The organism is Enterococcus sp. BWT-B8 (assembly GCF_020567625.1).
Taxonomy (GTDB): domain Bacteria; phylum Bacillota; class Bacilli; order Lactobacillales; family Enterococcaceae; genus Enterococcus_L.
In genome coordinates this window covers 53,663-69,929 of the sequence record NZ_JAJDJV010000003.1, presented here as the reverse complement: position 1 = coordinate 69,929, position 16,267 = coordinate 53,663, and the positions used below count along the sequence as shown (strand labels likewise).

Annotated in this window: 12 protein-coding genes and 1 pseudogene; 7 read left to right on the top strand and 6 right to left on the bottom strand. The window is 33.2% G+C overall.

All coding sequences use genetic code 11. The features are described 5' to 3' along the window. Positions 1-4: 4 nt before the first annotated feature. Together LI951_RS04785 and lacD are read left to right on the top strand one after the other, a co-directional pair. Positions 5-454, top strand: a complete 450-nt coding sequence (locus LI951_RS04785; RefSeq protein WP_229441436.1) for a fructose PTS transporter subunit IIA — start codon at positions 5-7, stop codon at positions 452-454. A 3-nt stretch (positions 455-457) separates the two neighbouring features. Next, complete coding sequence (lacD, locus tag LI951_RS04780) at positions 458-1,444, top strand: tagatose-bisphosphate aldolase (RefSeq protein ID WP_229441435.1); 987 nt, start codon at positions 458-460, stop codon at positions 1,442-1,444. A 174-nt stretch (positions 1,445-1,618) separates the two neighbouring features. On the opposite strand, the gene LI951_RS04775 is transcribed toward lacD, so the two are convergent. After that, positions 1,619-1,858, bottom strand: coding sequence for a hypothetical protein (locus LI951_RS04775; protein WP_229441434.1), 240 nt, complete (start codon positions 1,856-1,858; stop codon positions 1,619-1,621). 1,333 nt (positions 1,859-3,191) lie between these two features. On the opposite strand from LI951_RS04775, the gene LI951_RS04770 reads away from it, so the two are divergent. Beyond that, positions 3,192-4,277, top strand: a complete 1,086-nt coding sequence (locus LI951_RS04770; RefSeq protein ID WP_202067778.1) for a DUF871 domain-containing protein — start codon at positions 3,192-3,194, stop codon at positions 4,275-4,277. Between the two features lie 11 nt (positions 4,278-4,288). Then, positions 4,289-6,130 carry a beta-glucoside-specific PTS transporter subunit IIABC gene (locus tag LI951_RS04765; RefSeq protein ID WP_229441433.1) on the top strand — a complete coding sequence of 614 codons (1,842 nt, stop codon included), beginning with the start codon at positions 4,289-4,291 and terminating at the stop codon, positions 6,128-6,130. 312 nt (positions 6,131-6,442) lie between these two features. On the opposite strand, the gene LI951_RS04760 is transcribed toward LI951_RS04765, so the two are convergent. Further along, a complete protein-coding gene (locus LI951_RS04760) occupies positions 6,443-7,891 on the bottom strand; it encodes a helix-turn-helix domain-containing protein (protein ID WP_202067776.1) in 1,449 nt (482 codons plus the stop codon). Positions 7,892-9,356: 1,465 nt separating this feature from the next. On the opposite strand from LI951_RS04760, the pseudogene LI951_RS04755 reads away from it, so the two are divergent. The 3 genes and pseudogenes from LI951_RS04755 to LI951_RS04745 form a co-directional block, all read left to right on the top strand. Then, positions 9,357-9,731, top strand: a pseudogene (locus tag LI951_RS04755) (IS30 family transposase); the annotation flags it as partial. Positions 9,732-9,922: 191 nt separating this feature from the next. Continuing rightward, positions 9,923-10,519: a TetR/AcrR family transcriptional regulator gene (locus LI951_RS04750; RefSeq protein ID WP_229441432.1), complete on the top strand. Its 597-nt coding sequence runs from the start codon at positions 9,923-9,925 to the stop codon at positions 10,517-10,519. A 202-nt stretch (positions 10,520-10,721) separates the two neighbouring features. Further along, positions 10,722-11,240, top strand: coding sequence for a hypothetical protein (locus LI951_RS04745; protein ID WP_229441431.1), 519 nt, complete (start codon positions 10,722-10,724; stop codon positions 11,238-11,240). Positions 11,241-12,434: 1,194 nt separating this feature from the next. On the opposite strand, the gene LI951_RS04740 is transcribed toward LI951_RS04745, so the two are convergent. From LI951_RS04740 to LI951_RS04725, 4 genes are all read right to left on the bottom strand, one after another. After that, entirely contained in the window at positions 12,435-12,818 is a 384-nt protein-coding gene (locus LI951_RS04740; RefSeq protein ID WP_229441430.1) for a hypothetical protein, read from the bottom strand. A gap of 56 nt (positions 12,819-12,874) precedes the next feature. Further along, entirely contained in the window at positions 12,875-13,510 is a 636-nt protein-coding gene (locus tag LI951_RS04735; RefSeq protein WP_229441515.1) for an ABC transporter ATP-binding protein, read from the bottom strand. 2 nt (positions 13,511-13,512) lie between these two features. After that, on the bottom strand, positions 13,513-15,690 hold the full coding sequence (locus LI951_RS04730) for a DUF1430 domain-containing protein (protein WP_229441429.1): 2,178 nt from the start codon (positions 15,688-15,690) through the stop codon (positions 13,513-13,515). 93 nt (positions 15,691-15,783) lie between these two features. After that, a complete protein-coding gene (locus tag LI951_RS04725) occupies positions 15,784-16,062 on the bottom strand; it encodes a lactococcin 972 family bacteriocin (RefSeq protein ID WP_229441428.1) in 279 nt (92 codons plus the stop codon). Between the last annotated feature and the right edge of the window lie 205 nt (positions 16,063-16,267).

The window sequence follows — 16,267 nt, the reverse complement described above, 5'->3', positions numbered from 1 at the left end:
AGCAATGATTAGTAAAGATCATATATTCTTGGAAAGAACGTTTGCAGATCAAGAAGAAGTCTTTCAATTTTTAGCGGATAAAACAGAAGAATTGGCGATTACCGATTCTTCAGCCGCTGTTCTGGAAGCATTAAAGATAAGGGAGTCAGAGGGAACAACCGGAATGATGGACGGTTTTGCTATTCCTCATGCAAAAAGTGCAGCAATTACAAAGCCGAGTATCATAATTACAACCTTTACAGAAGGAATCTATTGGGATAGTTTGGATGGAGAGCTGATATTTTATGCGATTGCACTGTTTATTCCTGATGGAGAAGCGGGCACCACTCACTTGCAGTTATTATCAAAAATTGCACGGATGCTGATGAAGCAGGAGTTTAAAGAAGCCTTTAAAGCTGCAAAAACGCCGGAAGACTTAAACGAACTATTAACGAATTATTTGGATGGAGAGTAGAGCATGAGAACAATTAGTCAGGAAAAATATAAAAAATTAAAGAACACAGGAAATGGTCAAGGTGTTATTGGCGCGTTGGCAATTGATCAGCGCGGTGCATTGAAGAAAATGTTTCAGGCACTGGGAAAAGAAGCAGGCCGGCAGGATATTGAAGTGTTTAAAGAATTAGTCTCAAAAGAACTGACACCATTTGCAACATCTATACTTTTAGATCCTGAATACGGCTTGCCGGCAGCACAGGCTCGTGCTGAAAACAGCGGCTTGCTGCTGGCCTATGAGAAAACCGGCTATGATACGACTGTTCCGGGACGTTTACCTGACAGTCTGAATGTCTGGTCTGTGAAACGGATGAAGGAAGCCGGAGCGGATGCCTGCAAGTTCTTACTGTATTATGACATTGATGAACCAGAAGAAATTAATAAACAAAAGCATGCGTACATGGAGCGGATTGGCTCAGAATGTGTTGCGGAAGGGCTGCCGTTTTTCCTGGAGTTAGTTTCGTATGATTCGACAATTTCAGACAGCAGCAGTTTGACATACGCAAAGGTTAAGCCTAAGAAGGTTATTCAAATGATGAAAGAATTTTCTGATCCACGCTATAATGTGGATGTTTTGAAAGTGGAGGTCCCTGTGAATATGAATTTTGTGGAAGGTTATGGAACAGAAAGCTGTTACACAAAAGAAGAAGCAATGGGATACTTTAAAGAACAAAGCAAAGCAACAGACCTGCCGTTTATTTTTCTAAGTGCCGGGGTCAGCTCACAGCTATTCCAGGAAACTCTGCGCTTTGCAAAAGAAGCTGGTTCAATGTTTAATGGAGTTCTTTGCGGTCGGGCAACCTGGGCAAAAGGTGTGGAGCAGTTTGCAACAGCCGATGAAGCAGAGACAATTGCATGGTTGAAAAAGGAAGGTCGGCAAAATATTGAAGAGCTGAATGAAGTCTTGGCAGAAACAGCCTCTTCGTGGTTTGATAAATTGGCGTGCAAATAAGAAGAGTGCTTGAGAAGGACAGACAGGAAAGTGAGGGCAAGCTTTTTTCAGATACTCCACATTCATAGCAGGACCGCCTTTTCTTTTCACAGAAGAGTTATTTAGGCGGTATATAAAAGAAAAAGCCGAGAATTCAGCTTTTTCTTTTATGTACCGGTTATGGGGATAAGTCTGTTATTGCTTTTCGTTTTCCAGTGATTGTTTAATAATAAATTTTTTTCCACTACCCGGATTATTTTCTGCATCAGAAAAATCAAAGAGCAGCTGTTCACCGTTCTCAGGATCTTCAACAATAACAAGACGACCTTTCATTTTTCGATTATCATGTTCAATCTGTGCCGTTCTAATTAGTTCCTTTTCATCTTTGCTTGAAGCGATAGCATTTCCCAAATTAAAAAAGATTGTTTCTTCCATGATGAATCCCTCCTATGCATATCTTGTATCTTTATTTTACCACGTCAGCTCAAAAGTACCAGGAAATTGGCGGAGAAAGGTCGAAGATGTTAGAATGTGATTTTATTTTAAGCTTGATTCAAATAATAGAATGAATTGTTTGTAAAGTAACTGGAAAAATGAGCGTCATGGATAAACATTCGAGCAAGGTTCATTATTAGACTATTTCCCAATGCAGTGATTCCTCCCCAAAAAGTAAAAAAGGAAACAAATCAACGATGAATTTCCAAATCATCGTTATTATTTTGTTAAATGTGGGAAGCTTCTATCAGTTATTCGTTGAATATTGATAATAAACTCCTATTTCCTCAAGTGATTTATTAAAATATTAACTTCTGGGGAATGAATCATATCCGTTAAACTTGAGAGCTTCTTGAAATCATTTTTAAGATAGAAGGCTTGGCAGGGACTTTTTTTGTATTCAATATCAGACTACATATTCCAAGAAGCTTTTCACCAGCATTCAAAAAAGGTACTTCCTAAACCAGCTCCCTATCATTCTGTAGAAATACACTACTCATAAATGTAGTATTCAAATCTTTTGATCCAAGACTTTTTTATTCCAAAACAGAGGTCGATAACCCTGTCATTTTCAAGTGCGATAAAACTGGATAGGCAACGATCCTTCGAAGCAGATAGGAGTAAGATCTTACATAAGCATAAGACAGGGGCCGACCATGCGACGAGTATTCGAAGAAGCGTAGGAGCAAGCTTTTAACACAGGAATGAGTTGCTAACTAATCTGATCGTCGGACACATACCGTCTCATTAGAGATTCTTACACAAATAGGACTGGCAGATACGAAGCTGCTCGTTCTTATCATTGAAGCATACAAGTTAAAATTCTCTATCATTGACTATCATTTACAGGCTATCTTTTAATATAAATTATAATTTGGTCAGAGTGCTGGGAAGTAATGATACGTTAAAATAAACGGGAACTAAAATCACTCATGGGAATCTATTCATGGGTGATTTTTTTTATGGTGAAACAACAAATTTTAGGAGGAAATGCAATGAAGAAATCCAAAGGTAAATAGTTCAGTAGTAAACTTGTGAATGTCTTTATGTTGATAACGACTATGATGAATTCAGTGAGTATTCTAATTTCTGCGACGGTGGAATCGTTGATATTTTTTATTTCTGATTATTTACAAGTAGATTGTATATCTAATTTATAAAACGAGACGATCATAAATAACATGGTGCAATGCACTTTTTGAGCTTGAAGAATGTTTTTTTTTCATAGATTATTGTTATATAAGATAATAATAATTAGAAAGTAGGGAGTCTATTGACATTAGGTATTTCAATTTATCCAGAAAAAACAACCCAAGAAAAGGATCAGGCATATATTGATTTGGCGTACCAGTTAGGTTATCGCAGGATTTTTACTAGCTTGTTGGAATTAGCAGGAGATGAAGAGCAAGTAATTAATAACTTTAAGGAAACAGTTCAATATGCTAGTAATTTAGGTATGGAGGTTATGGTTGATATTAATCCTAAAATTTTTAGCCAAATTGGAGTAAGCTATGAAGATTTGTCCTTCTTCTCAGAGCTAGGGGCGTATGGTATTCGTTTAGATATGGGTTTTACTGGAAGAGAAGAAGCAGAAATGACTCGTAATGCATATAATTTAAAAATTGAAGTAAATATGAGTATTGGCACAAAATATATTGACAATATTATGTCATTTTCACCAAATAAGAAGAATTTAGTTGGTTCGCACAATTTTTATCCAATGGAATATTCAGGGTTGGATGAAGGATTCTATAAAGCCTGTTGTCAACAATTTAAAAACTATAGTCTTGAAACAGCTGCTTTTATCACAAGTAAGAATGCAATACTAGGACCATGGCCTTTACAAGACGGGTTATGTACATTGGAACAACACCGAAATCAGACGATCAGAAATCAAGCTCAATATTATGTATTAGATGAAGCGATTGATACAATCATCATTGGCGATGCATATGCGAGTGAACAAGAGCTTGCCGAGGTTTCGGAAGTATATTTTGCCACACATCCTCAATTGCAAGTAGTACTGGAAAATAATATTCAGCCAATTGAAAAGAAAATAGTGTTGGAGGAAAAACATAGTTATCGTGGGGATCGTTCAGCATTTTTATTGCGTTCAAGTTTGCCGCGTTTTAAATATAGGGAAGAATCAATTGCCGCAACAAATTGTCCGCCGTTAAAAAGAGGTGATATTGTGATTGGAAATAATAATTTTGGACAATACAAAGCGGAACTGCATATTGTTTTACAAGATATTCCTAATAATAAGCAAAGATGTAACCTAGTTGGTCATTTGACAGAGGAATCGTTAGACTTGCTGCCCAAATTAAAAGCCTGGTCAAAATTTAAATTAGTACAGTAAGGAGAACAGTCATGAATAATAAAGAATTAGCTCAAAAAATTTTAGAAGGAGTTGGAGGAAAAGAGAATATTAATGACGTCTTTCATTGTGCGACAAGACTACGCTTTCGTTTGAAAAATGAAGATGTGGCCTCTACTTCAGAATTAAAAAAAATATCTGAAATAATTCAAATTGTTCGAAGCGGCGGACAATATCAGGTTGTAATCGGGAACGAGGTAAGTACTGTTTATGAAAGTTTATTAGATGTGATGGGCGGGAATGTTGCAGGCGATGAGACAACTGGTGAGAAACATGGGCTGGTTGCCAAATTTATTGATATTGTTTCTTCTATTTTTACTCCCTTTTTAACAGTATTAGCTGGTACTGGGGTATTAAAAGGATTATTAAGTCTGGCGGTGTTTTTATCACCTGAATTTGCTGAAACAGGAACTTATACATTATTAAACGCTGCTGGGGATGCTTTCTTTCGTTTCCTACCTATTGCAATTGCTTTTACAGCCGCTAAAAAGTTTAAAACAAATCAGTATATAGCAATGGCGTTAGCTATGGCTATGGTTTACCCAATTGAAAATACTGCCGATCTTACTTTTATAAGCTTACCGGTTATTTATGGCGCAGGCTATACATCAACGGTTTTTCCAATTATTTTAGCAGTTCTTGTTCAGCGTTATGTAGAAGGGCTCTTTAAAAAAATAGTACCGAAATTTTTAATTTTTGGTGTTACGTTATTGACGCTAATAATCATGGTTCCGCTTACGTATCTATTAATTGGTCCTTTAGGCACAGTAATTGGTTCTATTTTAAGTAAGGGGGTAAATGGTCTTTATGAATTTAGTCCGTTAATTACTGGGGGAATATTGGGAGGCTTCTGGCAAATATTAGTTGTATTCGGTATGCATTGGGGCTTTGTTCCATTAACGCTGCTTAATTTTTCAACATTAGGCTATGATAGTTTATTGCCAATGTCAATTGCCGGAGTAATTGCCCAATCAGGTGCAGCGTTCGGTGTCTTCTTAAAATCAAAAGATAAAAACATGAGAAGTCTTGCTGCATCAAGCTCATTAACTGCTTTGTTTGGGATTACGGAGCCTGCGGTATATGGTGTCACATTACCGTTGAAAAAACCGTTCATTGCTGCTTCAATTGGTGGAGCAATTGGAGGGGGAGTCATTGCATTTTTTGGAGTTAAATCATTTGCATTCAATGCTAGTATTCTTGCTATACCAAATATGATTGGACGAGACGGTATTGAATCAAGTGCTATGATGGGCATCATTGGTTTATCAGCTGCCTTCGTAATAGCTGCTATATTAGCATTTATTTTAGGCTTCGATGAAGGTCAAGAGGATAAACGTATTAAGAAAGAGATAGCTGCCAATGAAGAAAAGCCGTCAGTGGTTAGCGAAAAAATTACTGTTTTTTCTCCAATGAGTGGTAAACTGCTTTCTTTAGAAAAGGTAGATGACCCTGTATTTTCTTCTGGTTCTATGGGACAAGGGGTAGCCATTTTGCCGAGTGAAGGAAGAGTAATAGCACCGGTAAGCGGTACAGTAACTCTTCTATTTCCTACAAATCATGCTATTGGTATTGTCTCAGAAGAAGGAGCCGAAATTTTAATTCATATTGGAATGGATACGGTTGAATTAAATGGTGAAGGGTTTACACCCTTGGTTAAACAGGGCGACAAGGTAGTGCTTGGACAAGAATTACTTTTATTTGATGAACAGTTTATCAAAGCACATAAAAAAAGTACAGTTACACCAATAGTGATAACTAATTCTACAGACTATCACAATATTGAAATTGTTGTTAACGGAGAGGTTCTAGCTGGTCAAAAATTACTTGAGAACTAAGAAAGTAGTTAATCCTGAAAAGGGTTTGGGGTATAAATAATTTCCAGACCAATACTATTTGGAAAATCCGAATAAATGGTGGAACAGAAGCAAAAAGCTCTTTTGTTTCCTGCTGTTATTGGTACGTAAGTGCTCTATGATAAATGGGACTTATGAAATTAGAAATAATTTCTCAGTCCCATTCTCATTTTATTATGAAATAACCTATCACTCTCTATTAAGATTAAGTCACTACTTGTTATTTTCGTGAATTCCTTCTTATTGTCAGAGTAGATGATGCATGATATCTATTTGGTGTTTGAAACTGAGCGCTTATGCCCCAGTCTCTTTTTCCATAGTGATTTTTCTTATCTGATTGTTTAAGTCGTACCAATTGCGATCACTAAAATAATCAGAAAAACAAATAACATTTTTTATAGTTTTTGGTGTAGCAGCTACAGAGGTAACTAAAATTGCTGTATCAGGGATGGTAATTGGCTCATCATCCATCATTAAATGGCATTTAATATTGTAGCGACAATGATTTTCTAATTCTTTTTTTATGAACAATGCATGTTCTAAGTCAGTATCAACAAAAATGTAAATATCGATACAGTGTTCAATTTTATGGAGACGATTGTAGAGCTCATACCAATGGGTAATTAGGATGTAGATTAATTCATTGACTTCAGATTGTGATGCATCAGGAGCCATAAGATTGACGACATAAGAAGAAAGATAATCTTTTATATGAGGGTACTTAGTTGATAAATGCTCTAGAAAAATCTCTCTGCGATTATAGAGAATGAAGGTTCGTGAGTTTCTAAATTGCAAGATATTCATGAAATCCAGTGTTAACATTTGTTTGGTAGAGTCTGGTAAATCAATTCTTAAATCAATTGATATATTATGTAAATTTGTTTTAATCGTTTGTACTTGGTGTTTTAATTCGCTTGATTGCGCTAACATTTTTTCTATCTGATTATAGGAATGGTAATAGTAATAATTATTTAGTTGATAAAACATGTCATTGATTATTTCTAAGGTTAGCGGAATACCAAATAGAGAGTGGAAGCTGTTTACAAATACTTCATCCGACAATAGTTTACTTGAGCTGAAGCGATAATTTTTAAGAGAAATTCGATGATTGTATTTAATACGTATGGAATTGAGATATATCCAGCGAATATATTTGTTCACTTGATTTTTATAAATTTTTATCCCTCTTTGATGAAATAAGTCATGAACTAATATATGTAAGTAGTGTTCTTGTTCCTTAGTCAAAAATTCCAGATTAAAATATTTTTCATCATAAAAATAATTTAAAAATTGTCTAATCTTCTCTTCGTCTCCTGTAATTGAGAGATTAGATCCGGAAATGATAATACCTTCCTTCTTTAAAACAGGTTTGATTCTTGAAATAGCTCGTTTAACTGTCGAAGTGCTGACAAAATTCTTTTCAGCTAATTCATCCAGAGACATGTTTTCAGCTAAAAATATTTGTTGAAGTACAGATAGTTCTAAACTATTTTTAAAAATTACGCTGTAGATATATCGAAAAGAATGTTCTTTTGGAATTATTAGGCGTACTCCTCGGTTATCAGAAGAAATGTATATGGGGAGATTATACCCATTAAATTCTTGAATATATGTTGAGATAGTACGGATAGGAATTGTTAGAGAGCTGCTGAGTTTCTTCAACGAATTCTTACCGCGATTTTTATTCAATTTTTCTAATAAGGTTAATAATTTTAAATCATGGTTAGACAGTAGCTGTCTCAAGGTCATCACTTCTTTTTTTACTTTATTGTTAGTACTCTAATTGAGTAAATTCAAATAGATAGGGAGATTATATCACACTATCTGATAACAAAAAAATATTGTTAATTGGAGGTAAACTTTTTGTGCTCTTACCAGCTGCATAATATTTTATTTGTCAAATTAAGTTGAGCAAACATCTTTATATACGTAATTCAAAAATACTCTTATTGGAATTTTTGAGTTCAATGATTTTTTCAGAGTATGTTTTTTTAAGACAACAGAATGAGTAAAGGATTCAACCTCAGTAATAAAATTTATGGATTTTGCAAGTTCACCTTGTAATAATATTTAGTTGGAGATAACGAAGTTATTAATCAAATAAAAGAAGATGTTTTACAGCAATTACCAACTCCGAATCCGAGAGCTAGACTTTCATGCAGAACTGTTATGATAGCTGTTGGGGTAATACATTCAGGTTCGTATTCTGTAGTTGCGTGGCTATCGGGAGTCACGGGCACTGCTGCTTTTGTTGTTTCATTATTAGTTTCTATAGCACACTACTTAGCATCACTATTGTCCTGGAAAAATGAATAGTTTGGGATTACTTAAGAACAATAATTATTTTCTTATCAACTTAAGTGTTAGTTTTTTGTTTGTACTCACTGTTTTTAAAGGCCAAAGTAATATATTGTTAACGGTTTTGTTTTATATTATTGTTAATTTGACCGGCTGGATTAATAGCTACCTTTCTTGTAAGTATTGTGAGAATACGCATAAACAGTTTAAACAAAAAATTTATGCTTTACTTCCAATTATTAGTTGTCTATACATTATTACTATTTTCTATATTTGAAGTTTGTATAGCTAATGTTTGAAAAAGGTCACCTTAATTGAATGACCTTTTTAGTATATGAAATTTATTAGAATTATAATAGTAGCTGTTAATAAAGCTATTAATAGACTGACAATTTTTTGATGTGATTATTTTTTATTTTGTAATTTGTTAATCACTTCATCAGTAGAATAGATCTTCAGTAATCGCTTTATTTCATTTTCAATATTAAGAGAGACTGTGACAAAAGTATGTCTGAGATCCCTAAAACCGAATAAACGGTGTTCCAGAAGTTGTCTCTTCGGAAATAAGTCGAACTATACTGAAAATATGAGTAGCTATTTTCGTATATTCCGACTTATTTCTTGAGACAGAACACTTCTGTCACAACCTCACTTCCTAAGTTTTTTAAAGCAAGTGTTAAATAATTAAAAAAATCTTGTTCTGACATAAAAATCTCTCCTGTCATTATTTTCATTTTTTGTAGTTAATTATTTTTATCAATAATTCATATGTTTCTATATCTAAAGTGTAAGCAATTTTTTTTATGTTGTCGATTGAAATGTTTCTTTTTCTCGTTCAATATCTGAAATGCATATACGATGTAAACTGCAAGCGAAAGTCAATTCTTCTTGTTCTTATGGTTTTTAGAAAAAAAAGTTGACAAATATTGAAAAAACGACAACTGAATGGCTACAAAATAGTCCTCGAAACTTGTTTAAATCCATTACCTTTGACTGTGGAAAGGAATTTTCAAACTGGAAAAGCATAAGTAATTCCAACGATATTTCTATTTATTTTGCAGACTCTGGGACACTGTCACAACGTAGGCTAAACGAGCATTCTAATGGACTACTATGTAAAGATGGGTTACCTAAAACGATGGATTTTAATCAAGTTGACCAAGCTTTTGTTGCGGCTGTTGTTTCCAAATGAAATCACATACCAAGAAAATCCTTAAATTACCGAACACCATTAGAAGTATTTTTGAGTTACGTAAATGAGAAACAATTATCCAGCTTAATTTAACAAATTAAATAAAAATTCAAAGCCGTTTAGAATTATGACTGGAAATAAGCTAGAAATACAAAACTTATGTCAACCTCTAGATGCGTTAGAGGCAAGATTATGTGATGAGAGGAGGTATTAATTTTACCTTGTCCCATGAATTATTTATCGGTATACTAAAATCTCAAAGATGGTAGAAAAGGAATGCTAACATGCAAATGAAACGGGTTATACAAAATGCGGTCATAGAACTGGTAAAAGAAAAGCAGATTGATAAGATCAGTACGACAGAGATTGCTAAGCGAGCTTTTATTAGTCGGATTACATTCTATAATTATTACGCAAACAAATATGAAGTGATTGAATCGTTATTAGAAGAAATTATCGAAGGATTTAAACAAATTCAAAAGAAGAATGCTACTTTTTTACTGACGATAGATATGGAATCAAAGTCAGAAATAACTGAGCGCTTATTGCCTAATGTATTAGAAATCACTGGTTATTTTTATGAACGGAAAGAGGTAATAGAAATGTTGATGAATAAAAATAGCGATGTGGAGTTAATGGATGAACTGTATGCTGTGTATTTTGATCATTTTATCCGAGTGTTACCGACTATTTTTTATGTAAAATTTTCTAAGCGAGATTTGGATTACTACGCTTCATATATGACAAAAGGAGTAGCCATAATTATAGAGAAGTGGTTTCAAGAAGGATTCCAACAATCTGTAACATTCATTTCGGAGAGCATCCTAAAAATGTTGAGTGATTCTTTAAATAGCTTGTACAAAAATTCAAAACAGATTTAGGATACTCACTAATTTGTGAGAATTAATCATAGTGTTTCTTGATAACAATAGACAAATGAGTGTTAAGTGTAAATGAATTTCACCTGCCAATAAAGTATCATTAATCTATAAAATAGTTGTTATTTATCAAGGTTAATCCAGCCTGTGAATAGCATCTTCATAATAGATAATGAATTAATCTGATGAAAAAGGGGAAATTAAAGTGAAGAAAAAATTATTTGTAGGATTTTTGTTAACACTGTTGACTATCGGAATGGTAGGTTGCGGAGCAAGTAATGATGTGAGTAAAGATGAAAGCAGCATGGCAGGTAGTGGTGAAACAAAAAAAGCATCAGCAGAAGATTTTGTTGCACTTACTGAGGTATATTTCGAGAAGCAACAGGCATTGATGATGAAGCAGTCAGAAGGGCAATCGGATGATTTTGAAGTGGTAAGTCAGCATGCCAAGGATGTTATTAATTCTGACGAGTACAAAGCTTGGGAAGCGGAAGCTAAAAAAATGGATGAGCTTCAATTGGACGCAGATGAAGAAAAAGTAAAAGAGCTTACTGAACTACAGGATGCGTTGAAAGAATATAATGAAATTCAAGCAGATTATTTTAACAAGTTAGCAGAGGCTGCGGATAAAGAGGCCTATAATCAAGTGAATACGGATTTAGCAGATAAATTAGATGCCTCACAAAATAAATTAATTGATTTGATGAATACGATTGATTTATAAGGGTTTTGCACCATTGAATTATTTCGGAAGAATACATTTACACAAATTTGGTTCTTTGCGTAACCACGTTTATAAGCATGAGGGCAGTTGCCTTTTTGAGTAATCTCGTACTTCAAATATAGAGGTGCTTGCCTGCAAGTTCTTTCTCTTTTGCCGTATTAGTGATGACCATTCTAGACAATGTTACTTTAAAATCAGAAGCGGTACTTTCGTAATTGTAAATCCTGATTATATACTCCTGTTCATCAAACCATGGCTCTGGATCGATTTTGGGGTTTGAACTATCATAAGGGCGAGGTAAAAAATAGAACTTTTTTTGATCCAGAGTACTAAATGGTAAGATATCCAAGAGCTTGCCTAATCACACAATATATAATGCTGATACTAGATAATGGGCAAAATGGGATTCCGGTGTATAAAAATGTATCAGGAATTATAAAGTAGGAGCTATACATTCTATAGTCAATTAAATTCTTGCCGTTTATCAACTAATTATGACCCTCCTTGAAATGTTGACATCTCAAGAGTTACAGGCAATATTAATAGTATGTTTTCAAAAAGTTACCTTGGCATTTGCCAGGCTTCCCGGACGTGAAGTCACGTTATAGGAGACTCACTATCTAATAAATTCACCACTAGTTAAACTTCTTGTTCGATAGTCTAACTGATATTAGCATAAAATTAGGACAAGGTGAGCTGCCTCATCTTTTTCAGTTCATAGAATTGTTTCATTACGCGATAAACTGAAGAAACCGAGACATTTTTCTGTCGCGCAATCTCTGTCATTGCCGTTTCTTCTGTTCGAATTGTTCACGTACGTTTGAAACTCGGATACTTTATTCATTAGAATGAGTGCAGGTTTTGATGTAAATCTCCAGCGGATAATCACAGAAGCCATAGAACATAAGCAATGCGGACAATTGCGAGGGGCGTCATCGAGGACACCAGAAAAAAACATACACACCTGTTCCTTGATTAGTTCTTTAGAAAAACAATTTTCTTCGAAATGAAGAGTTAAGTCTAGAGTATCGAGCATATCTTTGATAGAATCTGAATAGGACATCGTGCATTTTCCTTTAAAGTGGTTTTTGACGACTTTATTTTAAAGGATTGTAGGGTGCCTTTTCCATATATTTTTACTAAAAAAGATGCCAGTGATTTCTCACCAACATCATAAAGTATAGAGCCGTTTTATTATTCAGCAGTTTTATTTTTTCTCATTACTTTCATCACATCACTAGGAACTGAATCATCTATTATAAATGTTATTTTGTATACATAGCTTCCTTTATAATGAACCTTAACATAATTATGATCTTCTGGAGCTTGCCCACCTTTAAATGTTAATTTTTCAATTTTCATAGTAGTTAAATTTATTACTTCAATATTCTTATAATCATCTGGTATTTGACGCTTTCCATCATCAGCGTATTCTTTTCCACCATTGTATGTCACCTTTTCAGGTACAATTGCGTATCCAATTTGCATTTTTACTAGAGGATTAAATCTATTTAGCGAATCAAATCGTGATGTTACATAAAAAAAGGAAGAAATAACACCAACTACCAAAAGAATCAAAATCAATAGTTTCTTAAGTGTTTTTATTTCGTAATTTTATTTATAATCCTTTATTTTTAGATACCCAGTCTAATAATACGATGACAACTTTCAGCCACTTTATTATCATGTGTAACCATGATAATAGTTTTCCCATTCTTGTTTAACTGGTTCAATATTGCTAAAATTTCATCTCTATTTTTAGGGTCTAGTGATCCAGTTGGTTCATCCGCAAGAATTAATTTACTTGGTTTTAAGATGCTTCTAGCAACAGCTACTCTTTGTTGTTCACCACCAGAAATTTCAAATACTTTAAGATCTTGATATCCTTCAAGATTGACTTGCTGTAATGTATCGTGAATTAATTTCTCTTTCTCCGATTTTGATAACTTCACATATTTCAACGCCATTAGTAAATTATCACGAACAGTAAAACTATCTACTAAAGCAAAATTTTGAAATAAATACGAAATATTCTCTCTAATCAATTTATTCGCTTTTTTTGAGTTAATTTTAGGTGCGGATTCATTAAAAATTTGATAGGTTCCCTGTTCAATAGACTCAATTAATCCAATAGTATTGAGCAAAGTTGTTTTTCCACAACCACTAGGTCCGGTAATTGCAACCATATCTCCTTCGTCAACTTGCAAGCTAAAGTCATCAAAAATAATTTTAGGACCGAATTTTTTATGAAAGTTTTTCATCTCCACCATACTCATCCTGCTTCTCCACCTTTCAGAGCTGTGTTGAGAGCTCCTTTTTCATGTTTTTTGACCATTAAGAAAATAATTAAACTATCTGCAACGACAAGTAACAAGTACCCTGTTAATGATAGTATTTGTCTATTCAAAACGAGGATTTCGGCAAAACCAAATAGATAAATTGCAACGAAATAAAAAATTTCATTACGATAACGTTCGTAGAAGGTGTACCCTAAGAGTCGCTCGACAATCATTTCTTTTTTCTTAGAAGTTAAGATAATCAATATAATATAATAGGAAGCTAATATACTAACAGCAATTGATAAGCATAAAATGGTTACCCAAACAATCACGCTAGATTGCGAAATAAGTAGTTCTTGTGCGAATCCAGTTGAAAGGACGTTAGCAAATTGTAGATCATTTTTTTCAAGTTCATTATTTCTAATAGCTTTAGTAATAGCTTCTCTATTTTCTTTGGTGTCCTTAATTCGAAGTGGATTAGATATTGGAGAATTTTTTAAGAATGGACCAAAACTATCTTCTATATTTTTATTGTTTATGCAGAATATAATAGGATTTTTTATAAATATTTTGTCTTCACCAATCATGTCTATATTTTCAGAAAAAATCTCGGTATCATTGTTAGGATAAAAAATAAATTTGATAGGAATATTCTCTATTTGATTAAATGATTTGTCAGGGAAATATGCTGACGCCATAAATCGCATAATATATTCTGATTTGTCAAAATTATCTTTCAAGTATTCAGGTACCAAATAGGTGGGCTCTTTCCCAGAAAAAATTTCATTTAAAGAACTGGGTAAATTAATATTGATATTTTCTAGATAATTTTGATTGGCATACATTATGAAATAATGATCATTACTCTCATATCTGGTATTTTTGAATTTGATTGTGTTTAGTTTATCATCATTAAAGTCAACACCTTTATAACTGCTTACAGAAATATATTGTGCTTTTGCGGTCTTGTCTAATTCGTTAAATAAATTAGCTAATTTAGGTCCGACTATATCATTACCATTAAGTTCTGATTGAAACTCGTCTCCTATATAGGAAAATTTTGATAATGTTAGATACTCTTTTTGTTGTTCGTACATTTCTTTTGCTTGTAAATCTCTTTGTAGCGTATTCAATTCTTTCGTTAACAATGGAAGGACTGAAATAACTGATACAAAAACTAAAGACTTTAACAGGTAACTGAAGTAAAGAGAGAATTTAAAATTGAAAAAATTTTTTAACATATCTGAAAATTTATATCGTTGAATCACAACGAGCATTATCAGAGAAAACAGAAAAGCAAGAACTAGAATAACAAATTGAAATAGTGTAAGTTCTATAAAATAAGGAACTGTGCTATCTTTTATAAGAAAAAATTGAATTGGAAGTGTTAAAAAATAAAAAATGGTAGGGAGCAATAATACCTGATTATTCAGTGATTTCCATATATCAAAATTTTTAAATCCTAATAATTTCATCACACCAATTTCTTTTAATTTTGATATAGGATAGAAAGCGCTCATCAAACAAAAGATGGCCATTACAATGAGTGAAACGATTAAAGCTAACAAATAGATTGTACCTTGACCATAACCTTTTCCGTAGTTAGCGGTTAGCATATCTTCTTTAGAACTATTAAAGAATGATGCTAATTGGCTCATAATATCTTCAGTATCTTTTGTATCTGAGATAAGTGTATAGTTTCCATTAACACTCATCTCATTTTTTTTGTAAAAGTCCTCTAATGAGCCGAAAATTAATGATTTATCAGCAAATAAATTTAAAATACGCCCACTTTGTTTTTTATCCCCTGTATTAAAACTTGCTAGAAACTCGCTAGCTTTGGTTGGAACCTGTCCGTTAGCTAGCTTTAGGTCTAATTGTTTGAAATAATTCGTAGCGTATATACCAGACTTATAGAGAACTATGTTTCCATCCTCAGATATGCTATCAGAACGGATAAAAGTTGCTTCATATTTTTTAGACAACTCTGTAAATTTTGCTAATTCATCTTCATTAGATACATCAGAATCCTTAATAAAAAAATGTGTTGCATTACTACTCATTTCAATATTATCAAAATATTTGTCTTGCTCTGATTTTTTGTTTAAAGCAAAAGCGACACTAATTAAAATTGATATAACACATAAAAATGAAATCATCGTTTTTTTCAAAATTAATCCTCCTTATGATAAAAATATAAAAAACGTAACGTAAGTAGGTTACGTTACGTTTTAAACTATATCTCAGGTATAAGCTAGTTAAGATTACCAATAATTGTAATAGAAATTACATCCTGAATATATTGTAAGTCTTGCTTTAGCCCATTCACGAGGACCTTTTTGACTATGTGATTTTTCATTTCCTTTAGAAACTGTAGCGGTGTGGGTTTTGGTGTTGTGCAGATAATCGGAATAAGAACCTGTAGCCCCAACGCCATAATTCCATGTACCACCATCGGGGTATTCTGTTGCTGCTTGAACAACACTCGCTCCTCCTGAAGCTAAAACAATTAAAGACAATGCGCAAACAACTATTTTTTTCATAAATATCCTCCTCCTCATATTTAATATTGTCAAAAATATATTTAATAATAATTTTAAAATCGATGTAGTGTCCGAATGTTTATCCTCCTTCTGATTTTAAAATTAATAGTTCACTAGTATAATTACATAGAAAGTTTATCAAACAGAAATTCAGCAATAACAACAATTTTGAAACTAACTAAAATTGTCTAATTCGCATCAAGTG

Coding starts and splice junctions, on each gene's coding strand:
- LI951_RS04735 (WP_229441515.1), bottom strand. CDS start 13,510: ATGGTGGAGATGAAAAACTTTCATAAAAAATTCGGTCCTAAAATTATT.
- LI951_RS04775 (WP_229441434.1), bottom strand. CDS start 1,858: ATGGAAGAAACAATCTTTTTTAATTTGGGAAATGCTATCGCTTCAAGC.
- LI951_RS04765 (WP_229441433.1), top strand. CDS start 4,289: ATGAATAATAAAGAATTAGCTCAAAAAATTTTAGAAGGAGTTGGAGGA.
- LI951_RS04750 (WP_229441432.1), top strand. CDS start 9,923: ATGCAAATGAAACGGGTTATACAAAATGCGGTCATAGAACTGGTAAAA.
- LI951_RS04785 (WP_229441436.1), top strand. CDS start 5: ATGATTAGTAAAGATCATATATTCTTGGAAAGAACGTTTGCAGATCAA.
- LI951_RS04725 (WP_229441428.1), bottom strand. CDS start 16,062: ATGAAAAAAATAGTTGTTTGCGCATTGTCTTTAATTGTTTTAGCTTCA.
- lacD (WP_229441435.1), top strand. CDS start 458: ATGAGAACAATTAGTCAGGAAAAATATAAAAAATTAAAGAACACAGGA.